Source organism: Marinobacter sp. MBR-99, assembly GCF_040547575.1.
Lineage (GTDB): Bacteria > Pseudomonadota > Gammaproteobacteria > Pseudomonadales > Oleiphilaceae > Marinobacter.
Genome location: NZ_JBEPPY010000011.1, coordinates 1 through 26,467, shown reverse-complemented (window position 1 = coordinate 26,467; position 26,467 = coordinate 1). Strand labels below are relative to the sequence as shown.

Sequence of the window (26,467 nt, the reverse complement as noted above, 5' to 3'; positions counted from 1 at the left end):
GTCATGAAAGACTCACCCGTTGTGAAGTGGTTGATATCCCGGGAAGGTTTGTATTATCTGGCCCTGGCCGTGTTGCTGGTGGTGGTGCTGCCGGTAGCATTGGATGCCTTTCGATTGAACATGGTAGGCAAGTACCTGACCTATGCCTTTGTCGCCATCGGCCTGGTGATGTGTTGGGGCAAGGCCGGCATTCTGAGCCTTGGTCAGGGTGTGTTCTTCGGGCTTGGTGGCTACTGCATGGCGATGTACCTCAAGCTTGAGGCCTCAACGCCGGAAGCGACGGCCATTCAATCCACGCCCGGAATTCCGGACTTCATGGACTGGAACCAGATCACCGCCTTGCCCTGGTTCTGGGAGCCGTTCAACAGCTTCGCCTTCACCCTGATTGCCGTGATTGGCGTGCCGGTTTTGCTGGCCTTCATCATTGGCGTTGCCATGTTCACCCGCCGTGTGGGTGGTGTTTACTTTGCCATCATCACCCAGGCGATTGCCGCTATCCTGACCATTCTGATCATTGGCCAGCAGGGCTATACCGGGGGTATCAATGGTATTACCGACCTCAGAACTCTCATGGGTTGGGATATCCGTACTGATGAGGCGAAGACGTCACTCTACTTTGTGACGGTTGCGCTTCTGTTTGTCTGCCTGTTTGTGGCGCGACTGATCCAGCAGAGAAAACTCGGACGCATTCTGGTGGCCATGAATACCCAGGAAACCCGTGTCCGATTCTCCGGGTACGACGTGGCCGCCTTCAAGATATTCGTGTTCTGCCTGGCCGCCGCCTTCGCCGGCATTGGTGGTGCGTTGTTTACCTTGAGCGTTGGTTTCATGTCGCCCTCGTTTATCGGCATCGTAGCGTCAATTGAAATGGTGATCTTCTGCGCACTGGGTGGCCGTCTATCCATCCTTGGCGCGGTGTATGGTGCGCTGCTGGTGAATGCCGCCAAGAGTGGCTTTTCCGAATCCTTCCCAGAGCTGTGGCCCTTTGCCATGGGTGCGCTATTCATCGGCGTTGTTCTGGCCTTCCCCAACGGCCTTGCCGGCCTGTATCAAACCTATGTCATGCCCCTGGAGGATCGTCTGTTTCGGCGCAAATCCGGCGCTCGCGGGGTCCCCCGCGCTGAGTCAGCCACGCCCGTCCAAGCCAGAGAGCAGGCAGCCAAGGCCGGTGACTATGATCCGATGATTGACCAGTACAGCCCGGAGAAATCCTGATGAGAGCAGCCAAACGCCATAGCAAGGACTTTCTGTTGGCGGTAGAGGGACTGACCGTATCGTTCGACGGCTTTAAAGCGGTTGACGACCTGTCCTTCTACCTGGACCCAAACGAAATACGGGTGATTATCGGCCCCAATGGCGCCGGTAAAACCACGGTGCTGGACCTGATCTGCGGGAAAACCCGAGCCACGTCAGGCTCCATTCGCTTCCAGGGGCGGGAACTGACAAAGATGAAAGAGCACCAGATTGTGCACTCGGGGGTGGGGCGGAAATTCCAGACCCCCTCGGTGTTCGAAGACCTCACCGTGTTCGAGAATCTCGAAGTGTCTTACCCGCAGGGCCACTCGGTGATGGGCGCCCTGGCGTTCAAGCGGGATCTCGCGGTGGTGGAGGAAATCCAGACGGTTGCCCGCACCATTTTTCTTGAGGACATGCTGGAGCAACCGGCATCCCTGCTCAGCCATGGCCAGAAGCAGTGGCTTGAAATCGGCATGCTACTGATCCAGAAGCCGAAGCTGATCATGCTGGATGAGCCCGTGGCCGGCATGTCGGTGGTAGAGCGCCAGAAAACGGCGGAGTTGTTAAAGGTGATTACCAAAGAGCACACCGTCCTGGTGATTGAACATGACATGCAGTTTGTCGGAGATATCGCCGACCGGGTAACGGTGATGCATCAGGGCAAGGTTTTGTCAGAGGGGTCCATTGAGCATGTGAAGTCGGACCCGAAAGTCATCGAAGTCTACCTGGGGCATTGATCATGCTGAGCGTCAAACAACATTCGGTGGCCTACGGCCAGAGCAACATCATTGAGAACCTGGACCTCGAGATTGGCAGGAATGAGATCGTCGCTGTGGTTGGCCGCAATGGTATGGGCAAGACCACGTTGATGAAGTCTTTGGTGGGTATGACACCGACCAGAGGTGGGCAGGTGTTGCTGGATGGTTCAGACCTTTCCAGTCTCAAGAGTTTCCAGCGGGTGAGGGCGGGGATCGGCTTTGTGCCTCAGGGGCGGATGATTTTTCCGACCCTGACGGTGAAAGAAAATATCGAGACCGGCCTGGCCGCGGTGGGTGAGAAGAAGATCCCGGAAGACCTTTATGAGCTGTTTCCTGTGCTGAAGGAGATGCAGCACCGCCGGGGCGGCAACCTTTCCGGCGGGCAGCAGCAACAGCTGGCCATTGCCCGGGCTCTGGCGACACGGCCCAAGGTGCTGCTGCTGGATGAGCCGACCGAGGGTATTCAGCCCAACATCATCAAGGATATTGCCAAGACGCTTCGGCGGATTCGCGATGAGCGGGGGTTGTCGATTGTGGTGTCGGAGCAGGTGTTGAGTTTTGTGATGGATGCGGCGGACCGGATTCTGGTGATCGAGAAGGGGGAGATTGTTCATGAGGAGCTTCGGGAGGAGGCGGATCAGGACAAGATTGCCAGTTATCTGGCTGTTTAATTTTTGGGTTTGGTGCAAGCCGCTGAGGCGGGGGTCGCCTTCCGAAACACGCCGTGAATACGTCCATGTAGGCTCGGATGCGCCATCCCTGGCGCATACGGTTTCGGAAGGCGACCCCCGCCCCATCGGCCCGGACATGGGTGACAACCGCTATGCGGTGAGGAGTAAACAGAATGAGACACGGTGATATTTCCAGCAGTAACGATACCGTCGGTGTGGCGGTGGTGAACTACAAGATGCCCCGGCTGCACACCAAAGCCGAGGTGCTGGACAACGCCCGCAAGATTGCGGACATGATCAAGGGTATGAAGGTGGGGCTGCCGGGTATGGATCTGGTGGTGTTTCCAGAGTACAGCACCATGGGGATCATGTACGACAACGACGAGATGATGGACACCGCTGCAGCCATCCCTGGTGACGAGACGGCGATTTTCTCGGCGGCGTGTCGAGAGGCCAATACCTGGGGGGTGTTTTCCCTGACCGGGGAGCGGCATGAGGATCACCCCAACAAGGCGCCCTACAACACGCTGGTATTGATCAACAATGAAGGCGAGATTGTTCAGAAGTACCGCAAGTGCATTCCGTGGTGTCCGATTGAGGGCTGGTACCCCGGCGACACCACCTATGTGACTGAGGGCCCCAAGGGGATGAAGGTCAGTCTGATCATCTGTGACGATGGCAACTATCCGGAGATCTGGCGGGATTGTGCCATGAAGGGTGCGGAGCTGATTGTGCGCTGCCAGGGCTATATGTACCCGGCCAAGGAGCAGCAGATCATGATGGCCAAGAGCATGGCCTGGGCCAATAACTGCTATGTGGCAGTGGCCAACGCCAGTGGTTTTGATGGCGTTTACTCCTACTTCGGGCACTCCGCTATCATCGGCTTTGATGGCCGCACCCTGGGTGAGTGCGGTGAGGAGGATATGGGGGTGCAGTACGCCCAGCTCTCGGTCAGCCAGATTCGTGATGCCCGGGCCAACGACCAGTCCCAGAACCACTTGTTCAAGCTTTTGCACCGGGGCTACACCGGTGTGCATGCCTCTGGCGATGGCGACAAGGGCATTGCCGATTGCCCGTTTGAGTTCTACCGCACCTGGGTGATGGATGCGCAGAAGGCGCAGGAGAATGTCGAAGCCATGACCCGCAAAACCGTGGGCACGGCTGAGTGCCCGGTGGGCGAGCTGCCGTTTGACGGCAAGGAAAAATCCGCAGGGGCTTAAGCCCGGGAGGCACAGATGCCGTTTATCAATGAGCGGCTGGAAGCCAACCGGGAGACCAATCACAAGAACCGGGCCGCCTCAGGCCCGGTTCGTGCTTCCCGGTTTCGCTTCGAGCCTGAGGCTGTGATGGCCCGTTTGCGAGCAAACATTGTGGGCCAGGATGAGGCGCTCACGGCGATGGAGTCGATGCTGGTGCGGGTGAAAGCCGAGATAGGTGAGGACAACCGGCCGCTGGCGGTGCACCTGTTTCTGGGCCCGACCGGTGTGGGCAAAACCGAGACCGTAAGGCTGATTGCCGAGGCCATTCATGGCCACCGCGATGGCCTGTGCCGCATCGATATGAATACCCTGGCACAGGAACATTATTCGGCGGCGCTCACCGGCGCACCGCCGGGTTACGTGGGCAGCAAGGAAGGCCATAGCCTATTCGATCTGGACAAGGTTCAGGGCTCATTCAGCAAGCCCGGCATCGTGTTGTTCGACGAGATTGAAAAGGCCAGCAAGGAAGTAGTCCGTACCCTGTTGAATGTGCTGGATACTGGCCGGTTGGTATTCCCCTCCGGCAATCGGGAAATCGACTTCCGCAATACCCTGATCTTCATGACCAGTAACGCCGGCGCATTGGATGCGGAGGCTAACCATCACCGCTATCAGCGAGGCTGGCGCCGATGGCTGGGGCTGTCACCCGGCTCTGGCGAAACCATTCGGGATGCCGCGCTTCGGCGCCATTTTGATCCGGAGTTTCTCAACCGGATTGACCAGATCCTGAACTACAACACCCTCACGTCCAACTGGCTGGACGCGCTGCTGGATATCGAGTTGGCGGGGCTGAACAAGCGCCTGGCCCGCAAAAATGCAGAACTGACTCTGTCCGAGAATCTGCGCCGGGAGCTCTGCCGAGGCTACGACAGCCGTTATGGCGCACGGGAGATGTTACGGGCATTTCGCCAGCGTCTGGAGCCGGCGGTTGCGCGGGCCTTACTGGCCCATCCTGAGGCGGAGCAATTCGCCGCAGACATTGAAAACGGCGAGATAAAGGTTCGCCAATACGTCGAATGACGTAGGCGCCGGGGGTATTTGGCGAATACCCCCAACATGCCGTGCAGCCGATAGTAGAGGCGTTATTCAAACAGACAAGCCAATGTACAGGAGCGCCCGCTATGGCTGAAACCATCATCAAGATCGATCTGAATAAATCGGCCTACGAGAACGACAAAGTCCACAACCGCTGGCACCCGGACATTCCGTTGGTGGCCACCGTCAAACCCGGTGACGATTTTATCGTGGAGTGTTACGACTGGACCGGCGGCCAGATCAAGAACAACGACAGCGCCGACGACGTGCGTGATGTAGACCTCAGCCAGGTGCATTTCCTGTCGGGCCCCATTGGCGTTGAAGGCGCAGAGCCGGGTGACCTGCTGGAAGTCGACATTCTGGATATCGGTACGTTTGAGGAGAGCCAGTGGGGCTTCAACGGTTTCTTCTCCAAGCAGAACGGCGGTGGCTTTCTGACGGAACATTTCCCCGAAGCCCAGAAATCAATCTGGGACTTCAACGGCATGTTCACCAAGTCCCGGCATATTCCTAACGTGGAGTTTGCCGGTTTGATACACCCAGGGCTGATTGGCTGTTTGCCTTCCAAAGAGCTTCTGGACACCTGGAACAAGCGAGAAGCGGGGCTGGTGGCAACCGATCCGGAACGGGTGCCGGAACTGGCTACCCTTCCCAATGGCGAGACAGCCCATATGGGGCAGATGAAAGGTGAGGCTGCCAAGGCCGCCGGAGCGGAGGCTGCCCGAACCGTGCCTCCCAGGGAGCATGGCGGTAACTGCGATATCAAGGATCTTTCCCGCGGCTCCAAAGTGTATTTCCCCGTCTACGTAGATGGCGCCGGGCTCTCCGTGGGCGACCTGCATTTCAGCCAGGGCGATGGCGAAATCACATTCTGTGGGGCCATCGAAATGGCTGGCTGGATTCACTTGCGGGTGAATCTGATCAAAGACGGCGTGCGCAAATATGGCATCAAGAACCCGGTGTTCAAGCCCAGCCCCATCAAGCCCCGCTACGACGATTATGTGATCTTTGAGGGCATCTCGGTGGATGAAGAGGGCGGCCAGCACTATCTGGACGTGCATGTGGCCTATCGCCAGGCCTGCCTGAATGCCATCGAATACATGACCAAGTTCGGCTACAGCAGGGCACAGGCTTACGCGATCCTTGGGTGTGCGCCGGTGGAGGGGCATATCAGCGGTGTGGTTGATATTCCCAACGCCTGTGCAACGCTCTGGCTGCCAACCGGCATCTTTGATTTCGACATCAACCCGTCAGCGGATGGCCCACAGAAGAAAGTCAGTGGCGGTATGGACGTGCCCCTGTCGAAAGACAAGGAGTAACCAACATGCCTGTGTATGACTACAAATGTCGGGAACACGGGTTGTTCCACCAGCTGGCCACCATGGAAGACTGTGCCAAGCCGGCGGAGTGCCCGACCTGTCAGGCGCTGTCTCCCCGAGTCATCGTGCTGCCCCCGGAGATTGCCGCCATGGACCCGGCCAAACGATCGGCTCAGGACCGGAACGAGCGCTCGAAACACGAGCCCGTGTTCTCGACTGCCGATCGCAGGGCGCACGACAAGGAACACAGCCGAAGTTGTGGTTGCGGCTCACCGAAGCCGGGCAAATCCATGCTGTTCTACACCGCAGACGGTAAGAAAATGTTTCCCTCGATGCGGCCGTGGATGATCAGCCACTGACAACCGGTTCGACGTTTCACGTGTTTGGCCCCGATACGGGGCCTTTTTTCGATCCGCCATTCAGGGCTGCTCAAGCACCAGATCCCGATACCACGCTGTTGCCCGTTCACCGGTATTATCCGCATCCGACATAATGGCCACGCCAACAATGCGCGGGGGGGTCTCCCCGAACGCTTCCCGGTAATCCGCCACAATATCCCGTTCCACGGTGACCCACTCCCCGGTTTGCTCCGGGCCGGAATTGACCGCCACCATCATGGTCTGGTCGGTGAAGGCGTTGGCGACAATGGATTGCTCTGGTAGCCGGTTGGCCCAGATGTAGTTCAGGGCGTTGCCTGGCAGGGTCTCACCAAACATCACCTCCACGGTTTTGCGTTTGGCCCGCTCAAAGAAGCCTGCTTTGTCGGGCTGAAATTCAAAGGCCACGTAGATTCGCGCCGGGTAGTCGTCGCCGGACTTTTTCCGGGCATCACCCTGGTCGAACACATTGGACACCTTCCATTGCCAGCGCAGAATCAGCGATTCGCCGGGTTCTAACGACAATCGGGCAATCAGGCCGGAGGCGCTGTCATCAGCAGTCGCCTTGACCACCTGAACACCGTCGTCCGTGACCAGCTCGTAGCGCGTGTGCCGGTCGATTCTGGGAAATTCCAGAGGTTCCCAACCATCAGATAATGAACTCATGGTGGAGAAGGGTTGCAGTAAAGGCGCCTGCGCCATCATTGCCGGGCTGGCCAAAAGCAGAGCCAACACCCATGCAGTGCCTGCCAGTGATGAGCGCTTCATAGACTTGTCCTTTTGTTTTCGGGCCACTGCAGTGGCAGACAGCGGGCCTGCAATAAAGTGCCTTGTCAGTGGCTATTAGTCCGTATATAGTGACCAAATCCTTGGTTGACTACCATATGTTGTGATCATTCTCTGATCACTTCGGACATAAAGGTAGTCGGGAATCCGGTGAGAATCCGGAACTGACGCGCAGCGGTATTGGGGAACGAGCGTGGCATCAAGACACTGGCAAGCGCCGGGAAGTCGCCACGCAAGGCCGAACCAACAGGTTCACGCCCCTGAGTCCGAAGACCTGCCAGGGATAGACACTGCACCTTCGCGTTTCAAGGTGAGCAGGTAAGGATTATTGGCTGCGGACTCCAAGAACACCAAAAGATGGTACGCCCATTTTTTGTTCGTGAATGTCCGTGGCCAAACAGTCTTTTCTCCTGTGAACGCGAAGGTTGCACTAACAACGCGTGCACAAGGAGAAGCCCCATGTCTGCCACCGCTCTGGCCGAAGCCCCGGCCACCGATACCCAATCCCTTCAAGTGATTAAACGCAACGGCACCCTGGTTGGATTCAATCCCGCCAAAATCAGTGTGGCGGTGACCAAAGCGTTCCTGGCCGTGGAAGGCGACAAAGCCGCCGGTTCGGCCCGCATCAACGACGCCGTGCATCGGGTCACCGAACAGGTGGTGCAGGCCATCAGCCGGCGCCTGAAAGCCGGTGGCAAAGTGCATATTGAAGACATTCAGGACCAGGTGGAACTGGCCCTGATGCGGGCCGAAGAGCAGAAAGTGGCCCGGGCCTACGTGCTCTACCGGGAAGAACACGCCCGCCAGCGCGCCATCGAAGAGCCCATGGAAGCGCACCCGCACCTGACCGTGAAAAAAGCCGACGGCAACGCGGCGCCGCTGGACCTGGGCCTGATGAAGCTGCAGGTAGAACAGGCCGCCACCGGCCTGGACGGCATTGACGGCGAATCCCTGGTGGACGAAGCCCTGCGCAACCTGTACGACGGCATTGCAGAAACCGAAGTGCTCTCCGCCCTGATCATGACCGCCCGTGGCCGTATCGAGCAGGAGCCGGACTACAGCGCCGTCACCGCCCGCCTGTTGCTGGAGCAGCTGCGCCTGGAAGCCGCCGAGGCCCTGGACCTGCCCCGCAACCAGCCGCTGGCAGAGGTTTATCCACAGGCTCTGAGCGCGTTTATCCACGCCGGTATTCGTTACGAATTGCTGGACGAAGCCCTGGCCGCCTTTGACCTGGAACGCCTGGGCGCAGCGATCATCCCCGAGCGTGACCACCAGTTCGGCTTCCTGGGCCTGCAAACCCTTTACGACCGCTACTTCCTGCACTGGAACAAGGCCCGCCTGGAACTGCCCCAGGTGTTCTTCATGCGCGTCGCCATGGGCCTGGCGCTGCGGGAAGACCATCCCAACGAACGGGCCATCGAATTCTACAACCTGCTGTCGTCCTTCGATTACATGGCCAGCACGCCCACCCTTTTCAACAGCGGCACCCGCCATTCCCAGTTGTCCTCCTGCTACCTGACCACCGTGCAGGACGACCTGGAAGGTATCTACGGCGCCATCAAAGATAACGCGCTGCTCTCCAAATGGGCTGGCGGCCTGGGCAACGACTGGACCCCGGTGCGGGCATTGGGCTCCCACATTAAGGGCACCAACGGCCAGAGCCAGGGCGTGGTGCCCTTCCTGAAAGTAGTCAACGACACCGCCGTGGCGGTCAACCAGGGCGGTAAGCGCAAAGGCGCGGTGTGCGCCTACCTGGAAAGCTGGCACCTGGACATCGAAGAATTCCTGGAACTGCGCAAAAATACCGGCGACGAACGCCGCCGCACCCACGACATGAACACCGCCAACTGGGTGCCGGATTTGCTGATCGAACGCATGCGCGAAGACCGGGACTGGACCCTGTTTTCCCCCAGCGATGCGCCAGACCTGCACGACCTGTACGGCAACGCCTTCCGGGAACGCTACGAGCATTACGAAGCGCTGGCGGCGCAGGGCAAGATCAAACTGTTCAAGAAAATCCCCGCCAAACAACTGTGGCGCAAAATGCTCACCGTGCTGTTTGAAACCGGCCACCCCTGGATCACCTTCAAAGACCCCTGCAACCTGCGTTCTCCACAGCAGCACCAGGGCGTAGTGCACAGCTCCAATCTGTGTACCGAAATCACCCTGAACACCAGCGCCGACGAAATTGCCGTGTGCAACCTGGGCTCCGTTAACCTGGCTGCCCACATCCACAACGGCGAGCTGGACGTGCAGCGCCTGGAACGCACCGTGACCACCGCCGTGCGCATGCTCGATAACGTTATCGACATCAACTTCTACGCCGTGCCCCAGGCGAAGAACTCCAACCTCAAACATCGCCCGGTAGGCCTGGGTGTAATGGGTTTCCAGGATGCCCTCTACCAACTCGGCCTGCCTTACACCAGCCCGGAAGCCGTCGAGTTTGCTGACGTGGCCATGGAGCAACTCAGCTACTTTGCCATCCGCGCTTCCGCCACCCTGGCCGGCGAACGGGGTGCCTATGAAACCTACGAAGGCTCCCTCTGGCAGCAAGGCATCTTGCCCATCGATTCCATCAACCTGTTAAAGGAGAACCGCCGGGAAGGAGACCTGTCGCTCAACACCAACAGCCGCCTGGACTGGACCCCGGTGCGCGAGCTGATTGCCAAACACGGCATGCGCAACAGCAACGTCATGGCCATCGCCCCCACCGCCACCATCTCCAACATCGTCGGTGTGTCTCAGTCCATCGAACCGGCGTACCAGAACCTGTTCGTGAAATCGAACCTCTCTGGCGAATTCACCGTGGTCAATCCCTCCCTGGTGCGCGACCTCAAAGCCGAAGGCCTGTGGGACAACGTGATGGTCAACGACCTCAAATACTTCGACGGCAGCGTCCAGCAGATCGACCGCATCCCACCGGTACTGAAAGCCCGCTACGCCACCGCCTTTGAAATCGACCCAAGATGGCTGGTAGAGGCCGCGGCAAGACGCCAGAAATGGCTCGACCAGGCCCAGAGCCTGAACCTGTACATGGCCGAACCCAGCGGCAAAAAACTCGACGCCCTGTACCAGCTGGCCTGGGAACGCGGCCTGAAAACCACGTATTACCTGCGCTCACTAGGTGCTACCGGCGCCGAAAAAAGCGCCCCGGTGGCTGCACCCCAGCCGCAAGTGTGCAGCATCGACGAGCCAGACTGCGAAGCCTGTCAGTAATCACTTACTTAACATTGGAGGCCTAACCATGCTGGATTGGGACGACGAACCAAAAACCGAAAACAAGCCGACGGCCAGCGCCGGCCCGGCGCCGGTCAACGTAGACGACAAGCGCGTCATCAACGGCGAAACCGACATAAACCAGTTGGCACCCTTCAAATACCCCTGGGCGTGGGAATACTTCATGAACGCCAACAAAAACCACTGGACCCCGCTGGACGTCAACATGGCCCAGGACGTCCACGACTACCACCACCGCCTGAGCCCGGCGGAAAAGCACGTATACGAAAACGTACTGGCCTACCTCACCACCTCCGACATCCTCGCCATGCGCAACATCGGCCTGGCCGTGATGGAGAAAATGAGCGCGCCGGAACTGCAAATCTACCAGGCCCGCCAGGTGTACGAAGAAGCCCTGCACACCTGGACCTACCAGCACTGCATCGAAACCCTCAACCTGGACCAGAGCGAAATCTACAACCGCTACCGCGTGGTGCCGGAAATCAACGGCAAGATCCAGGTAGCCAACCGACGGCTGGACGCCGCCATGCGCTCCGACATGAACCTGCGCAACAAAGACGATCTGCAGGAATTCATCATGTCTTACCTATTCTTTGCCGCCGTGTTTGAGGGCTGCTGGTTCTACAACGGCTTCAGCCCCATCTTCGCCCTGCAACGCCGGGGCCTGATGCGTGGCACCGGGGAGCAACTGCAATACATCCTGCGGGACGAAGCCATGCACTTCTCCTTCGGCCTGAAGGTGGTGAATCAGATTCTGGAAGAAGAAAACATCAGCTTCGACCCCAAAGCCGTGCGCGACATGTGGGACGAATCCGAAGCCGCTGAAATGGCCTACGCCAACTACATCCTGCGTGACCCCATCCTCGGCTACTCGGCGGAATACCACAGCGAGCAATTCCGCTTCGTGGCCAATCGCCGCGCCAGAACCGTCGGCCTGGAAGAACCTTTCCCGGGGGCCAAGAACGTCTCGCCCTGGCTGGATGAGCAAGCCACCATGCGCAAGGAGAAGAACTTCTTTGAAACCCGGGTGATTGAATACCAGACCGGGGCGCAGCTGGAGTGGTAGCAATAGTCAGGCTCAGCCTTTCTGATTGCCGGGGCCTGGTCCTTCGGACCGGGCCCCGCCGCCTCTTCAACCCTCACACAAGGCGCCGTTGAGAGTAGTCCTCGCCCTACACTTGACCGGCCAACGCCCTATCCAAAAATCGGTTCTGCACCAATTGTCCGGAAACCTTCCCGGTTGCACGATGACCCTGTCGAAACGGGGAACCTATCGTGCCAAATACTCACAGTTCACCAGAATACGGTCTGATCGTCGCAACCATCGCACCGACACTGCTTGGGGTGTTGGTTGTTTTGTTCGTTCTGCCTCTTGCAAGCGGCCTCGCGGTTGCCGGACTGGTAACGATATTGGCGATGGCTTCGGCTTATTACGTTAATGGCCGTTGGCATCGGCTGGCTCAAGTCCACGAAGCCAAGTTAGAAGTATGCACCCGGGAATTAGCCGATGGCCATTCCCATGTGGTGAAAGCCCAGAGCCGCCTAGGTGCTGAGCTCTTACCGGTCTGGGGGCAGCAAATCGACACGGTTCGGTCCCAAACCGAGCATGCTGTTGTTGACCTGAGCCGGTGTTTTAGCCATTTGGCGACAGAGCTTAGGAATGCAACGAACATGGCATCCGACGTGGCGAGTTCACTTGAGGGCGGCGTCGGCAGCAGCTTCGGACGGGCCGACACTGAGTTGCAGTCGGTACTGAGCTCATTGCGGGCCGCCCTTGATGAAAGGGACGGACTGCTGCGCCAGATAAACGGCCTGGATACCTTTGTCGATGAACTAGACAACATGGCGCAGGACGTCGCCAAGATTGCCGGCCAGACCAACCTGCTCGCACTGAATGCCGCCATCGAGGCTGCTCGGGCCGGAGAGCATGGCCGTGGCTTTGCAGTGGTAGCTGATGAGGTCCGCAAACTCTCCCAGTTGTCGGCTGATACCGGAGAGCGAATCAGCACCAAGGTCGGCTTTATCGGAGACTCCATCCGGTCGGCGGTAGCCGCGGCTCAGGCCTCCAGTGGCCGTGATGGTGACTCGGTGCGTGCGTCCGAAGCAATCATCGAGCGCGTACTGGTGGACTTCCGGGGTTGGGGTTCCAGTCTCGTGGCATCGGCTGAGTCTCTTCGAAAAACCAGCGCGGATATCCAGCAGGAAGTCGAGGATGCCCTGGTGCAATTGCAGTTCCAGGATCGCACCAGCCAAATCCTTAGCCATGTCGGTACCAGTATTGAAAAGGTTGCAGCCAGCATGGGGTCTGCAGAGGTGGTTTGCGTTGACACCGTAATGAGCGAAATGGAGGCCTCCTACGCGATGGCGGAGGAGCGCAACAACCATCATCACAAGGGCATGGCAACGTCTGTGGCCAGCGGTGACATTACCTTTTTCTGAATTCATGAGAACCGGCCGGGCCGGCAAAACCAGACAACTAACGGGTCAAATGTATGGCAAAGAATATTCTGATTGTTGATGACTCGGCCTCCATCCGGCAGGTGGTGTCGCTCACCCTTAAAGGTGCAGGCTACGAGGTGATAGAAGCCTGTGACGGACGGGATGCCCTTGCCAAGCTTGCAGGACAGCGGGTGCACCTGATGATTTCGGATGTGAACATGCCGAACATGGATGGTCTGACGTTCCTGAGGGAGATCAAATCCCGCTCCGAGTACAAGTTCACACCGGTGATTATGCTTACCACCGAGTCAGCCGAGGACAAGAAACTGCAAGGTCAGGCCGGTGGTGCCAAGGCCTGGATGGTCAAACCCTTCCAGCCCCAGCAGATGCTGGCGGCAGTGCACAAACTGGTGGGCCCGTGAGCGCCATACCGAATTTCAACGCCAGCGTTGGCAGCTTGTCGTTTAAGGGTGAGCTCACCATTTATGAGGCCTCTGCAGCATTTGAAAACCTGTGCCTGGCGCTTGCCACAGGGGAGCTGCGCACTGTTGATCTGGCTGGTGTCACCGAGCTCGATACGGCAGGGCTTCAAATATTGCTGATGGCCTTGCGTCTGCAAGCGCCGGATAGCAAGCCGGTGAGCCTGATCAACCACAGCGACGCTGTAAGGCAAGTCTTTGAACTGGTGGCTCTGGAGTCACAGCCATGAACATGGAACTGGCACTGCAAACCTTTCTGGACGAGAGCCGCGAGCTGCTGTTCGACATGGAAAACATCCTGCTTGAGCTGGAAACCCGACCGAGCGAAGCCGAACTGCAGAACGCGCTGTTCCGCTGTGTGCACACGGTTAAAGGCTCAGCTGGGATGTTCGGCCTGGACCACGTGGTGGCTTTTACTCATGTGGTCGAAAATGTGCTGGACCGGCTCAGAGCTCACGAAATAACCCTGAGCCGGGCTCTAGCTAATCTGTTGCTGCGCTGCCGAGACCACATCAGCCTTCTGGTGGAGGTTCCCGAGGTTGCCGGGGCCGCGGCGCTTGAGCCGGCTGGAGTGGTGCTTCTGTCGGAACTGGCACCGTTTCAGTCTCTAAAGGATCACGACGCGCTGGTGCCGCAGCCGGAGGCTTCAATGCTGGCTGGTGCCGATGAAATTTGGCAGATCCAGATCCGGATTCACGCCGATGCGCTGCGTCACGGCATGGACCCGCTCGGATTCATCCGATTTCTCCGAACGCTAGGCGAACTCGAGCAGGTGAAAGTGCTTGATCAAGGTTTGCCGTCTCTGGAAGCGTTTGATTCGGAGGCCTGCTATCTGGGGTTCGATGTCACACTGCGCAGCACGGCCGGGCGCGATGCCATTGAAGATGTGTTCGAGTTCGCCGGCGACCTTTACCAGCTGCAGATCCTTGAGCCGATTCTCGAAGAAGCGAGCGCACCGGTATCGCATGACAAGCAGCGCCAGCACGAGCAAGGCGTCAACGTGGCCATGGCCGAGGCTGCCATCGATCCCCAGCAAGGTCGGCGTAAAAAGTCGGCCCAGTATCTCAGGATCCAGGCTGACAAACTGGACCGTTTGATCAACCTGGTGGGCGAACTGGTGATTGCATCGGCAACGGTCGGCCTGGACGCCGAACGCTCGGGCGATGCCAAGTCGCGGGAAACTGCAGCGAACCTGAACCTCCTGGTGGAGGAAATCCGAGACAGTTCCCTGGACCTGCGCATGGTGCCAATTGGCGAAACTTTCCAGCGCTTCCAGCGGGTGATTCGGGATGTGTCGTCGGAGCTTGGCAAAGACATCGAGCTGGTCATCACCGGCGCTGATACCGAGCTCGATAAAACCGTGGTCGAGAAGATCACCGATCCATTGACCCATCTGGTTCGCAACGCCTGCGACCATGGCATTGAGCGGCAGGACCAGCGTTTAGCCAAAGGCAAAGTGGCCCAGGGCCGTGTGCATTTGAATGCCTACCACGAATCCGGTGCCGTTGTAATTGAGGTCAGTGATGACGGTAATGGCCTAAACCGCGATCGGCTGCTGGCCAAAGCTGTCGAGCGGGACCTGGTGAGACCAGATGCCGCGCTCACCGACCAGGAGATATTCAACCTCATTTTCGAGCCGGGCTTCTCAACGGTGGAGCAGGTCACCAATCTGTCTGGCCGCGGTGTGGGCATGGATGTGGTTCGTCGCAACATCGAATCACTTCGGGGCATGGTAGAGCTGGATTCCCCGGGCATTGCCGGTGGTACGACGTTCCGTATTCGCCTGCCGCTGACACTGGCCATCATTGACGGTTTCCTGGCCCGTGTTGGCGAGGCCACCTATGTGGTGCCCCTGGAGACGGTTGTGGAGTGTACGGAGCTGAGCGCCGAACAACGGGCTCTCAGTGCCGGTAAGGACTACATCAATCTTCGCCACGAAGCATTGCCTTTGGTTCGGCTGCGGGACCTGTTCCGTGTACCAGGCAAACCCGGCAGGCGCCAGAACATTATCGTGGTGCGCTATGCCGGCTGCAAGGCGGGGCTGATCGTAGACGATCTACTGGGCGAACATCAGACCGTGATCAAGCCGCTGAACGGCATTTTTTCTCATCTCAAAGGGTTGTCTGGCTCCACCATTCTGGGGAGCGGCCAGGTAGCCCTGATTCTGGACGTGCAGGCCCTGATCTCCCAGATAAGTCTTCGGGAACAGGCATCGCTCAGTTCGCAGGGATTGCGTTTCAATCAACCAAGACGTGGCCTTACACAGGGGATCGAATCCAATGAGCCTGTTCAATAACCTACGAATTTTTACCAAGCTGATGGGCGCCTTCGGGGTCGTCCTGGTGCTGTTCCTGGCGACCGGCGTCTACGCGCTGATGCAGATGTCCACCATGGACGACTCCGCCAATGAGCTGGCGGACAACTGGATGGTTGCCGTCGGTGCGGCACAGACCATGGATACTCTGGTCGGCGACTATCGACGCTTCGAGCTCGAGCACATCATTTCCCAGACTGAGCAGGAAATGGCCGGAAATGAAAAACGAATGGACGAGATTGCTGGCCAGTTGGAGGCTGTGACGGCGACATTTGCAGCACTGTTGACGCTGCCGGAAGAAAAAGCCCTGTACGAGCAGTACCAGGCAGCGTGGGCAGGCTACCAGAAAGAGCATGAAAAGCTGCTGGCCATGTCGCGCGCCGGCGAAACGCAGCAGGCACTGGCATATTACCGGGGCGAGTCCCGCCAAACCTATAACACGGTCAGCGATATCATCGGCAGAAATGTCGCTTGGAACACGCAGATGGGCCGTGCCAGCAGTGATGCCGCCAGCGAGGCCTACGGGGCAGCGCAGTTCGCCGTGATCATACTGTTGTCGGTCAGTATCCTGCTGGGCCTTGGGCTGGCATACCTGATTGCCCGCAGCATCACCGGTGCCATCCGCGACGCCATGACGGCGGCTACCAGCATTGCCGACGGCGACCTCACCGTCAAAGTCGAAGCCCGCAGCCGCGACGAGATCGGCCAGATGATGGAAACCATGCAGCGCATGGTGGTGAAGCTGTCCCAGGTAATCTCGGAAGTCCGTTCCGGCGCGGACAACCTCGCCTCCGCTTCTGAGGAAGTGAGCGCGACCAGCCAATCGCTCTCACAGGCTTCAAGCGAGCAGGCTTCCAGCGTCGAGGAAACCAGCGCGTCCATGGAGCAAATGACTGCGTCCATCAGTCAGAATACCGAGAACGCCTCCATCACCGATGGTATGGCCAGCAAGGCGGCCAAAGAGGCGGTCGAAGGTGGGGAAGCCGTGGGACAGACCGTCACCGCCATGAAGAGTATTGCCGAGAAGATCTCAATCATCGACGACATCGCCTATCAGACCAACCTGCTGGCTTTGAACGCGGCCATCGAGGCGGCTCGTGCCGGCGAGCATGGTAAAGGCTTTGCCGTTGTCGCAGCCGAGGTTCGTAAGTTGGCCGAGCGCAGCCAGATTGCCGCCCAGGAGATTGGCGAAGTGGCCGGGTCCTCCGTGGAACTGGCAGAGCGGGCCGGTCGCCTGCTGACCGAAATGGTACCGTCTATACAGAAAACCTCGGACCTGGTGCAGGAAATTGCCGCCGCCTCCAGTGAGCAATCCGCCGGTGTGGAACAGATCAACGGCGCCATGGAACAGCTCAACCAGATTACTCAGCAGAATGCCTCTGCCTCTGAAGAACTGGCGGCTACCTCGGAAGAAATGTCCTCCCAGGCAGAGCAGTTGCAACAGGCCATGGCGTTCTTCCAGACCCATGACAGCCGCGGGATTCAGGCTCCGGTGCGCGCGGCCAAGCCGGGTGTGGCGGCGAAAAAGACCCGCGAAGCAGCCCGTCCGGTCCAGGACCACGACGAATTTGACGCCTCCGCCTACGTGCGATTCTGATCGGAGGTTGCTATGAACCAGGCACAAAAACACCAGGAGGTAGCCCGTATAGCGGGTTCCTCTGGAAATCAGAACCAGTATCTGACCTTCCAGATTGGTCGGGAGATGTTCGCGGTGGGCATCCTGCACATCCGGGAGATCATCGAATACGGCAGTCTGACCACCGTGCCCATGATGCCCGAGTTTGTGCGTGGGGTAATCAACCTGCGCGGCAGCGTGGTGCCGGTAATTGACCTGTCTGCCCGGTTCGGCCGGGGAGAAAGCACCATTAACCGGCGCAGCTGCGTGGTAATTCTGGAAGTGGAAGGGTTGGCTGACAGCCTGCAGGAAATCGGCGTGATCGTGGACGCAGTATCCGAAGTCCTGGAGATACCGCCTGCGGACATTGAACCGGCGCCCAGCTTCGGGGCCCGCGTCCGAGCTGACTTTATTGCCGGTATGGGTAAGGTGGAGGGGCAGTTTGTGATTATGCTGGATGTCCAACAGGCTCTAAACACCCGTGAAATGGCCGAACTGGCGGCAATTTCGGACGGCGCCCATGATGCCCTCGACAGCTGACGTACGTCCGACGATCACAGCTACCGCCGCTCCGGTGCTGGGTGAGGCCGAGTTCCGAGAGTTCCAGCGGTTGATGTTTGAGGTCGCCGGCATCCATATGCCGGCCGGCAAACGCACCATGGTGGCCGGCCGGCTGGCCAAGCGGATAAAAGTGCTGGCGCTTGCCGGTTACGCTGAGTACTGGCGACACCTTAAGACCAACCCGACGGAAAAGCAGGTAGCGGTGGACCTTCTGACTACCAATGAGACCTACTTTTTTCGCGAGCCCCGGCACTTTGAGTTTTTACGGGATCAGATTCTGAAAGCCCAGAGCCACCGGGGCTGCATACGCCTTTGGAGCGCGGCCTGTTCCAGTGGTGAGGAGGCTTACACGTTGGCCATGGTGCTTTCGGAAGTGCTTGGGCCAGCTGGCTGGGAAGTTCTGGCGTCGGACATCAGCACCCAGGTGTTGGAGAAAGCCCGGGGCGGTCGCTACCCCATGACGCGGGCCGACCGGATCCCTACCGAATGTCTCAAGCGCTATTGTCTGAAAGGCATCGGCGAGGCCGCCGGCACCTTGATGGTAGACCCGGTATTGCGGTCCCGGGTGCAGTTCCAACAGATCAACCTCAATACCCGACTGCCGGATGTCGGGTTGTTTGATGTGATCTTCCTGCGCAACGTGATGATCTATTTCAATGCTGAAACCAAACAGCAGATCATTGCTCGGTTGCAGACCTGCCTGCGCCCTGGTGGCTACCTGATCATCGGGCATTCGGAAACCCTCAACGGGCTACAGAACGGACTTGAGGTGGTGTCGCCCTCCATTTACCGGAAGCAACCATGACCAAACAGCTGGGCTCGGGGATCGATATATTTCTGCATCCTGGTGACTGGTATTTCGGTGATCGCGATACTCGTATTAATACGACCCTTGGCTCGTGCATTGCTGTGACGGTATGGCACTCCGAGCTGAGACTGGGTGGCATGTGTCATTACATGCTGCCAGGCAGGAGCCTGGATGGTCAGCCAAACGCCCGATACGGCGAAGATGCACTGCAGCTTCTGATTGCCGAGATCCGACAGCATGGAACGCGGACGGACGACTACGAAGCCAAACTTTTTGGAGGCGCCAGCATGTTTGACGCAGGCCCTATTGGCAGCTCGGTAGCACACCGCAATATTGAGGCAGCCGAGGCATTGGCCGTCCGCCATGGACTGCGTGTGATTGCACGAAGCCTGGGCGGCACCGGTTATCGCCGGCTGTTCTTCAACATTGCAGACGGCGATGTCTGGTTGCGCCAGGGCGAGAGTCGGATGGGCACCTTTTACCCGGCGCAAGCGGGAGGGGCTGCATGAAAGATCCGATTTCAGTATTCATCGTTGATGACTCGGCGGTGGTTCGTCAGGTGCTGAGTCAATTGCTGGCGGCGGACCCGGGCATTCGGGTTTCCGGCACTGCCCCGGACCCAATCTTTGCCTTGCAGAAAATGCAACGGGACTGGCCAGACGTCATCGTTCTGGATGTTGAAATGCCCCGGATGGACGGCATCACGTTTCTGAAAAAGCTGATGAAAGAGCGTCCAACACCGGTGGTGATCTGTTCCACGCTGACGGAAAAAGGCGCGGATACCACTGTACAGGCATTGTCAGCCGGTGCGGTGGATATCATCACCAAGCCCAAAATTGGTTTGCGGGACTTCCTGCAGGCCGGTGGTCAGCACATGGTGCATGTGCTCAAGGCTGCGGCCCGCGCGAGACTTGCTGCGGTACCTGATCCGCGCCCTGCAGTAATGCCCGTGCCAAAGTCGCAGGCGCCGTTGGCGATGGCTTGCACCACCGACCAGGTGGTGAGCTTGGGAACCTCTACCGGCGGCACCCAGGCATTGGAAACTGTGCTGACCCGGCTGCCGGTCGACTGCCCGGGCATTGTTGTGGTTCAGCACATGCCGGAAAAGTTTACTGCTGCTTTTGCCCAGAGGCTCAACCGCCTGTGCCGTTGTGAGGTTCGGGAAGCGGTAGACGGTGACCGGGTGATTCCCGGGCTGGTCCTGATTGCCCCCGGCGGCAGGCACATGCAGCTTCGTCGCAGCGGTGCCCAGTATCGGGTGGGAGTGGCGGATGGTCCACCGGTAAACCGACATAAACCCTCGGTGGACGTTCTGTTTCGATCTGTGGCTCAAACCGCAGGGCGCAATGCCCTTGGCATCATTATGACCGGCATGGGCGATGACGGTGCCCAGGGACTTCTGGCCATGCGCCAGGCAGGGGCCCACACCATTGCCCAGGACCAGGAGAGCTCCGTGGTTTTCGGTATGCCCCGTGAGGCCATTGATATCGGCGCCGCTGCAGAGGTGTTGCCATTGGGCAGGATAGCGGATGCCATAGTAGGGTGCAGCCTGAGGCGCTGACTCGCCCCACAGAGTCAGCCACGCCCGGAAAAGCCCCGACTGCCGTGCTACAGTAAATGGGTAAACGATATGAGCGTTCAGGAGGTCGACATGGGTTCGCACCGCGTGATCCCGATGGCAGCGCTTCCAGGGGCGGTCCTTCGGATTACACCCGATGGCCGGATTGAGGATCTGAACCAGAGTGCTGATGAGCTTGATGCCTGTCTTGAACCGGGCATGGCGCTTCTGGATTGCCTGTCCGGCCCCAGCCGCTCGACTCTCCAGTCCCGATTGGACGCTGCTGGAACAATTCCGGAAGAGGTCTGTGAACTCGAGGCCAGAATCGGCAAGCGTCTGTATCGCATGACGTTTGCCCGGTCCACCTGCCCGGACGGCACGCGCTTTGTTCAACTTGTCGACATCACCGATTACCGTCGGTTGTCGGAGCGTATTGCCGTTAACGAGCAGCGTTTCCGTTCACTTTTTTCGCAGAACCCCTACGCAGTCTGCAGCATGGATCTGCAGGGGCGGCTGGTGGAAATGAACAGCAGCACACAGGAACTTACCGGCTATCCCGAGGGCCAGCTTTGTGATTATCACTGGGAAAACCTGGTGCATGAAAGAGATCGCAAAGCAGCCACGGAATGTTTTGAGGCGGCGCTGGAGGGGCACCCTTGCAGCTATCATTGCCAGGTAAGACGTGGTGATGGCCACACTGCTCTGGTGTTGGTGACCTATATTCCCATTCTGGTCGACGGTGAAGTCACCGGCGTGTTCGGTGTTGCCCGTGACAAGACCGAACGCTACCGTTTGGAAGAGAGCCGGCGACTGCTGCAGGCCTGTATGTCGCAGATTCATGACGTGATCATTATTACCGAAATTGATCCGCTGGATCCGCCTGGTCCGAGAATCGTGTATGTGAACGAGGGCGTAGAGAGGATGACTGGGTATCGGCCTGACGAAGTGCTGGGCAAAACGCCCCGTATTTTTCAGGGCCCAGATACCGACAGGGCCGCCCTGTGCAGGATCCGGGAGGCCCTGGAACGCCGGGAACCGGTCAAGGAAGTCGTGGTTAATTATTGCAAGGATGGGGTGCCGTTCTGGAACGAAGTGGAAATCGTGCCCATTCCCGCCTCGGGCAGGGACGGTCGCGCCTATTTTGCCTCCGTCCAGCGCGATATAACCGACACCAAGCTCCGGGAAGCTGAGCTGCGACACTCCAGGGAAGAGCTGCGCCAGCTTACACGTGCACAGGAGGGGGTGCTGGAACAGGAAAGGCGCCGGATTGCCCGCGACCTTCACGACGAACTTGGGCAAACCCTGGCCGCCCTCAAACTCAGTCTTGGGGTCGCCGTCGGCCGAATGCATGAGTTGTCTGATGGGCACCGGCAGCATCTGAACAACCTTATTGAATCCGTGGATGTCGCGGTGGAAAAAGTCCGCGAGATCTCGGCCAACCTGCGACCACCGATGCTCGATGACCTTGGGTTTGAGGCTGCTGCGGAATGGCTGCTTGCCCAATGGGCCGGGAGCGGAGACCTTGAGGTCAAATGGCACTCCGAGTCTGCCGAGAATGGCCGGGCCAGGGGCGAGGTATCGACTGCTCTGTACCGCATTCTTCAGGAATGTATGACCAACGTCAGTCGCCATTCCGGCGCATCAACGGTCAGCGTGAATTACCGCGAGACCGACCAGACCGCAACATTAGACGTCCGAGACAATGGTGCCGGGTTTGATCCGGCAGTGGCCGGACACTATGGCTCAGGCCTCGTCGGCATTCGCGAACGGGTGACCATGTTGGGCGGAGACCTCTCAGTGGAGTCGGCCAGCGGTAAGGGCGTGCGAATACATGTGGAACTGCCCCTGGAGCACGAACTCGATGATTAGTGTTTATATAGCCGATGATCACAGCATTGTACGAGAGGGGATACGCTCGCTGATTTCTTCTGCCCATGATATGGAGGTAGTCGGGGAGGCATCAGACGGCGACGAGGCCCTGCAACAAATTCCCGGATGCAAGCCAAGCGTTTTCCTGATGGATATGTCCATGCCGGGGTGTTCGGGACTGGAGCTGATCGAGCGTATCCGCCGCAAGGCCCCAGAGACACGAATTCTGGTGTTGAGTATGCATCGTGAAGACCTTTATGCCACGCGGACTATCCGGGCAGGCGCCCGGGGCTTCATCACCAAGACCCAGCCACCAACCGAACTCCTGGATGCGCTCCGGAAGGTAGCCCAGGGCCAGCTTTACATAACCCGGGAGCTGGCAGACAGACTCGCCCTGGGCGCCTTGACAGGGCGACCCGAGGATGAGCTCCATGCTCGGATGACCAAGCGGGAATACGAGATCTTTCTTGATCTTGCCCGGGGAATGAACGTGGGCGATATCGCAGACAAACTGAACGTCAGCTCCAAAACCGTCAGCACCCACAAGGCCAGGCTAATGGAAAAACTGAATGCCAACAGCATTTCCGATCTGGTTCGTTATGCGATCGCTCAGGAACTTCTTTAAATCCTTGTAGGGCATTCCCTAGTCCATTTCAGCCGGCGCTGATAGTTTTTCAACGAAAATTCATGCACTTTGGCTGCTGGGTTAAGGGCTCTGTGCCGTCCTGAAGCGGTGTTCGGAAAGACTCTCCTGGGAAAGACAAAACCATGAACGATTCGTGCTCAAGCCCGAGCAGCGTGATTACTAATCTGCCAGTGAGGCAGAATTTGTCGGCCGCAGTTTCAGCTGCCTATGCGCAAGGTTGCGGCGGTGCCGTTATTGTCCTGAAAGTGAGCGACCTTACACAGATCAACCACTGGCACGGTTACGAAGCCGGCGACAAGGTCATCGAAGCCGTCATGAACCGAATTGAGCCGTATCTTTCCGAGGGGTACTTCCTCAGCCGGTTGGGGGGCGGGCATTTTCTGATCTTTCTCCGGGCAGATCAGGGGGAAGGAGTTCTGGAAAACAGAGTCGATCACCTCATGTCCGGAGTGTCATCGCCGATCGATTTCGGAGGAGAGGCACTACTTATCCGGTGCACGGCTGGAGTAAGTCTCCTGCCCAATGAAGCCGAAGTAACTGACAAGCTTATACGAAATGCCGAACTGGCGTTGGGCAGTGCCAAGGTGGGGCACTATGCATTCTATACCGAAGCACTGAAGGAAAACCTGGCCAGTGAAGCAGAGATCCGTTCCGCGCTTGTGGGTGCGTTGGATCGGGGTGAGTTTTTTCTGGTGTACCAGCCGCAGTTCTGCATCAAGACCCGCCAGGCTGTTGCTGTGGAAGCATTACTCCGTTGGCAATCACCTTCCCTGGGGCTGGTGCCGCCCGACCGGTTTATTCCAGTTGCGGAAAGCACGGGGCTGATGCCAGAACTGGGCGACTGGATTCTTAAAACCGCCTGTGGTCAGGCCAGCCAGTGGTTGATGGCGGGTGAGCCCCTGCGTGTAGCGGTCAATATCAGTGCCGCGCAGCTTGAAGACCCCAAGTTTGCGCGGCGGGTTCAGGAAATACTTGCGGAATGTCGACTGCCCTCCTCGTGGCTGGAACTTGAGGTAACCGAAAGCATGCTGGTGGGCCCGATCCAGGATGTTCAGATGGCGTTACGGGAAATACGGCGCGCCGGTGTAAAACTGGCAATCGATGACTTCGGTACTGGCTACTCCAATCTGGCTTACCTCCAACATTTTGTATTCGACACGTTGAAAATTGATCGACTGTTCACCAATGCAGTCCTTGAAACACGCGCCGGTGACGTGCTGGTTAAAGCCATCATTGCAATGGGCATGGAGCTGGGGCTTGAGATCGTTGCTGAGGGCGTGGAGACGGAGGATCAGAAGGGGGCGCTTGAGGCATTAGGTTGCTCGCGAATGCAGGGTTATTTGTTCAGTCGTCCTGTCACCGCCGAGAAGATTCCGTTGTCTCGGGTGTCGGAATAACCGGCGTCAAAGTTTGTCCAATTCTACATAAGCTTGATCTAAGGTACCGCTGGGAGTGTAATGACAACATACTCCCACCGCACAAAACGCCCGAAACCGGGCGTTTTTCAGTAAGAGGCCAGGCCCATGAAAGTGGCTGTTTTCAGCACCAAACCCTACGACGAGCAATTCCTTGGGCAAGCCAGCCGGGACAGCCACGAGCATGAACTGGTGTTTCTTGAGCCCCGGTTGAATGCGACCACCGCGGCGCTCGCCAAAGGCTTTGATGCGGTGTGTGTGTTCGTGAACGACCAGGTGGACGGCGAGGTACTGGAGCAGTTGGCCGAAGGCGGCACCCGTGCGGTTGCCCTGCGTTGCGCTGGCTTCAATAACGTAGACCTGAAAGCCGCCGAGCGACTGGGTATCAGCGTGGTGCGAGTGCCGGCTTACTCACCCTATGCCGTGGCCGAACACACCGTGGCCCTGATCCTGACGCTCAACCGGCAGATTCACCGAGCCTATCATCGCATCCGCGATGGTAACTTTGCGCTGGATGGCTTGCTGGGCTTCGACCTGCGAGGGCGAACCGTGGGCGTGGTGGGTACCGGCCAGATAGGCCTGGAGGTAGTGCGCATCATGCGAGGCTTTGGCTGCCGGGTGCTCTGTTACGACCTTCATGCCAACCCGGAAGCCCAACACCTGGGTGGTGAGTATGTGGCGCTGGACGACCTGTTCAGCCAGGCCGATATTGTCAGCCTGCATTGCCCGTTAACCCCCGACACCCACCACCTGATCAACGCGGATGCCGTGGCCAAGATGAAACCGGGCGTGATGCTGATCAACACCAGCCGGGGCGCCATGGTCGATACCGCCGCGATCATCGAGGGCCTTAAATCCGGACAGATTGGCTACCTGGGCCTGGATGTGTATGAGGAAGAAGGCGACCTGTTCTTCGAGGACCTGTCCAACATCGTGCTCAAAGACGATGTGTTCGCGCGCCTTCTGACCTTCCCCAACGTAGTGATCACCGGCCACCAGGCCTTCTTCACCCGCAACGCCCTGGAGAGCATTGCGCGCACCACCCTGGGAAACCTGACCGAACTGGAATCGACCGGGCAATGCGCAAACCGGGTAAACGCCCCCGCCGGTTAACGGCACGCTGAGACAAGCGGGCCGCGCACTCGTACAATTCGACCATGGCCAGACAGTTTTATCGAACGGGCCCCGACCACCGTGCCGGGGCGCCTGTTACCTTCCTTGATGTACGCCGCCGCTTCCAGTTCCGAACCGTGGAGATTGGCCGCTGGGTAACCGAACCGGAAAAGCAGCGCAGCGCCGCACTGTTTTACGACGCCCTGTGCGATTTGATGACCATCCTCAACGGCACCGAAAGCCTGATCTCCCTGCGCGGCAGCCTGGCCCTGCAATACGGCATCGGCGGCCGGCCTGGCGTATCCGCCCATTACACCCCCGCCACCCGCAGCTTCGCCCTGGCCAAAAACGCCGGCCCCGGCAGCATTGCCCATGAGTGGTTTCATGCTTTCGACCACTACATAGCGGACAAATTGTTCCCAAACACTTCCAAAGCTGAGTTTGGCTCCATACTCTGGCTAACCCGCGAAGATGCCATCGCACACCCCCTCAATGAACGCCTGCAAGCCTGCTACCGCACCATCCTGCTGGACAACACCGGTGAGCAGCCCAGCGACCTGTTCCGGCAATCCGCCAAGGCCGACAAAGCCGCCGGTGTGCATTACTACAGCCGGCCCGAAGAACTTTGCGCCCGAGCCTTCGAAGCCTTTGTTCAGGACGCCGCCGTAAAAAATGCCTTCCTGGTGAAAGGCACGAAAGAAAGCGAAGAGGCCCAGTTGGGGCTTTATCCGCAGGGGCCACAGCGGGAGCGCATCAATCGGGCGTTTCTTGTCTACTTTCAATCTCTGGGCAGGGCCTTGCAGCGAACAGAAGCATGACAGCCGGAGTTATACGAACGCGTTCGCAAAACTCCAGAAAATTGCATGGGAAATATATGTAACCTTCTGATATGGTTGAAAAGTAGGATTTTGATGGGCGGAGTTATACGCCCTGGGATAGGAGCAGGGGGTGGCTCGAAAGAGGGCGTATAAC

At 58.5% G+C, this 26,467-nt stretch carries 24 protein-coding genes and 1 riboswitch; of the genes, 23 read left to right on the top strand and 1 reads right to left on the bottom strand.

The window, feature by feature from the left end:
- Positions 1-3 precede the first annotated feature (3 nt).
- From urtC to ABIE59_RS11065, 7 genes are all read left to right on the top strand, one after another.
- Positions 4-1,215: an urea ABC transporter permease subunit UrtC gene (gene urtC / locus ABIE59_RS11095; protein WP_354446872.1), complete on the top strand. Its 1,212-nt coding sequence runs from the start codon at positions 4-6 to the stop codon at positions 1,213-1,215.
- Positions 1,215-1,973, top strand: coding sequence for an urea ABC transporter ATP-binding protein UrtD (urtD, locus tag ABIE59_RS11090; protein WP_354446870.1), 759 nt, complete (start codon positions 1,215-1,217; stop codon positions 1,971-1,973). The genes urtC and urtD overlap by 1 nt, the downstream gene beginning before the upstream one ends.
- A 2-nt stretch (positions 1,974-1,975) precedes the next feature.
- On the top strand, positions 1,976-2,665 hold the full coding sequence (gene urtE / locus ABIE59_RS11085; protein ID WP_354446868.1) for an urea ABC transporter ATP-binding subunit UrtE: 690 nt from the start codon (positions 1,976-1,978) through the stop codon (positions 2,663-2,665).
- Between the two features lie 173 nt (positions 2,666-2,838).
- Positions 2,839-3,885 carry an aliphatic amidase gene (locus tag ABIE59_RS11080; protein ID WP_354446866.1) on the top strand — a complete coding sequence of 349 codons (1,047 nt, stop codon included), beginning with the start codon at positions 2,839-2,841 and terminating at the stop codon, positions 3,883-3,885.
- 15 nt (positions 3,886-3,900) lie between these two features.
- A complete protein-coding gene (locus ABIE59_RS11075; RefSeq protein WP_354446864.1) occupies positions 3,901-4,944 on the top strand; it encodes an AAA family ATPase in 1,044 nt (347 codons plus the stop codon).
- Positions 4,945-5,045: 101 nt separating this feature from the next.
- Complete coding sequence (fmdA, locus tag ABIE59_RS11070; protein ID WP_354446862.1) at positions 5,046-6,278, top strand: formamidase; 1,233 nt, start codon at positions 5,046-5,048, stop codon at positions 6,276-6,278.
- A 5-nt stretch (positions 6,279-6,283) separates the two neighbouring features.
- Positions 6,284-6,637: an FmdB family zinc ribbon protein gene (locus ABIE59_RS11065; RefSeq protein WP_061333208.1), complete on the top strand. Its 354-nt coding sequence runs from the start codon at positions 6,284-6,286 to the stop codon at positions 6,635-6,637.
- 60 nt (positions 6,638-6,697) lie between these two features.
- Here ABIE59_RS11065 and ABIE59_RS11060 read toward each other — a convergent pair whose 3' ends face one another.
- Positions 6,698-7,360 carry a DUF3047 domain-containing protein gene (locus tag ABIE59_RS11060; RefSeq protein WP_354447023.1) on the bottom strand — a complete coding sequence of 221 codons (663 nt, stop codon included), beginning with the start codon at positions 7,358-7,360 and terminating at the stop codon, positions 6,698-6,700.
- Positions 7,361-7,539: 179 nt separating this feature from the next.
- A riboswitch (cobalamin riboswitch) is annotated at positions 7,540-7,737 on the top strand.
- Positions 7,738-7,900: 163 nt separating this feature from the next.
- Between ABIE59_RS11060 and ABIE59_RS11055 the strand changes: the two genes are divergently transcribed.
- The 16 genes from ABIE59_RS11055 to ABIE59_RS10980 all read left to right on the top strand — a co-directional run bounded on the left by ABIE59_RS11055 (position 7,901) and on the right by ABIE59_RS10980 (position 26,313).
- Positions 7,901-10,657, top strand: a complete 2,757-nt coding sequence (locus tag ABIE59_RS11055; RefSeq protein ID WP_354446860.1) for a ribonucleoside-diphosphate reductase subunit alpha — start codon at positions 7,901-7,903, stop codon at positions 10,655-10,657.
- Between the two features lie 28 nt (positions 10,658-10,685).
- Complete coding sequence (locus ABIE59_RS11050) at positions 10,686-11,744, top strand: ribonucleotide-diphosphate reductase subunit beta (protein ID WP_354446858.1); 1,059 nt, start codon at positions 10,686-10,688, stop codon at positions 11,742-11,744.
- A 209-nt stretch (positions 11,745-11,953) separates the two neighbouring features.
- Entirely contained in the window at positions 11,954-13,117 is a 1,164-nt protein-coding gene (locus ABIE59_RS11045; protein ID WP_354446856.1) for a methyl-accepting chemotaxis protein, read from the top strand.
- Between the two features lie 53 nt (positions 13,118-13,170).
- Complete coding sequence (locus ABIE59_RS11040; RefSeq protein WP_354446854.1) at positions 13,171-13,539, top strand: response regulator; 369 nt, start codon at positions 13,171-13,173, stop codon at positions 13,537-13,539.
- Entirely contained in the window at positions 13,536-13,826 is a 291-nt protein-coding gene (locus tag ABIE59_RS11035; protein WP_354446852.1) for an STAS domain-containing protein, read from the top strand. Before ABIE59_RS11040 ends, ABIE59_RS11035 begins: the two co-directional genes overlap by 4 nt.
- Positions 13,823-15,892, top strand: coding sequence for a chemotaxis protein CheA (locus ABIE59_RS11030; RefSeq protein WP_354446850.1), 2,070 nt, complete (start codon positions 13,823-13,825; stop codon positions 15,890-15,892). The genes ABIE59_RS11035 and ABIE59_RS11030 overlap by 4 nt, the downstream gene beginning before the upstream one ends.
- Positions 15,876-17,507 (top strand): methyl-accepting chemotaxis protein, encoded by a 1,632-nt coding sequence (locus tag ABIE59_RS11025; RefSeq protein WP_354446848.1) that lies wholly within the window; start codon positions 15,876-15,878, stop codon positions 17,505-17,507. The genes ABIE59_RS11030 and ABIE59_RS11025 overlap by 17 nt, the downstream gene beginning before the upstream one ends.
- A 12-nt stretch (positions 17,508-17,519) precedes the next feature.
- Entirely contained in the window at positions 17,520-18,065 is a 546-nt protein-coding gene (locus ABIE59_RS11020; protein ID WP_354446846.1) for a chemotaxis protein CheW, read from the top strand.
- Positions 18,046-18,891: a CheR family methyltransferase gene (locus ABIE59_RS11015; RefSeq protein ID WP_354446844.1), complete on the top strand. Its 846-nt coding sequence runs from the start codon at positions 18,046-18,048 to the stop codon at positions 18,889-18,891. Before ABIE59_RS11020 ends, ABIE59_RS11015 begins: the two co-directional genes overlap by 20 nt.
- Positions 18,888-19,403 carry a chemotaxis protein CheD gene (locus ABIE59_RS11010; protein ID WP_354446842.1) on the top strand — a complete coding sequence of 172 codons (516 nt, stop codon included), beginning with the start codon at positions 18,888-18,890 and terminating at the stop codon, positions 19,401-19,403. The genes ABIE59_RS11015 and ABIE59_RS11010 overlap by 4 nt, the downstream gene beginning before the upstream one ends.
- Complete coding sequence (locus tag ABIE59_RS11005; protein WP_354446840.1) at positions 19,400-20,455, top strand: protein-glutamate methylesterase/protein-glutamine glutaminase; 1,056 nt, start codon at positions 19,400-19,402, stop codon at positions 20,453-20,455. The genes ABIE59_RS11010 and ABIE59_RS11005 overlap by 4 nt, the downstream gene beginning before the upstream one ends.
- Before the next feature lie 90 nt (positions 20,456-20,545).
- Complete coding sequence (locus ABIE59_RS11000) at positions 20,546-22,321, top strand: PAS domain S-box protein (RefSeq protein WP_354446838.1); 1,776 nt, start codon at positions 20,546-20,548, stop codon at positions 22,319-22,321.
- A complete protein-coding gene (locus tag ABIE59_RS10995) occupies positions 22,314-22,946 on the top strand; it encodes a response regulator (protein WP_354446836.1) in 633 nt (210 codons plus the stop codon). Before ABIE59_RS11000 ends, ABIE59_RS10995 begins: the two co-directional genes overlap by 8 nt.
- Positions 22,947-23,089: 143 nt before the next feature.
- The gene (locus tag ABIE59_RS10990; RefSeq protein WP_354446834.1) at positions 23,090-24,364 is read left to right on the top strand and encodes a putative bifunctional diguanylate cyclase/phosphodiesterase; all 1,275 of its coding nucleotides are present in this window, start codon (positions 23,090-23,092) and stop codon (positions 24,362-24,364) included.
- Between the two features lie 126 nt (positions 24,365-24,490).
- A complete protein-coding gene (locus tag ABIE59_RS10985; protein ID WP_354446832.1) occupies positions 24,491-25,495 on the top strand; it encodes a 2-hydroxyacid dehydrogenase in 1,005 nt (334 codons plus the stop codon).
- Positions 25,496-25,539: 44 nt separating this feature from the next.
- Positions 25,540-26,313, top strand: coding sequence for a CLCA_X family protein (locus tag ABIE59_RS10980; protein WP_354446830.1), 774 nt, complete (start codon positions 25,540-25,542; stop codon positions 26,311-26,313).
- Positions 26,314-26,467 lie beyond the last annotated feature (154 nt).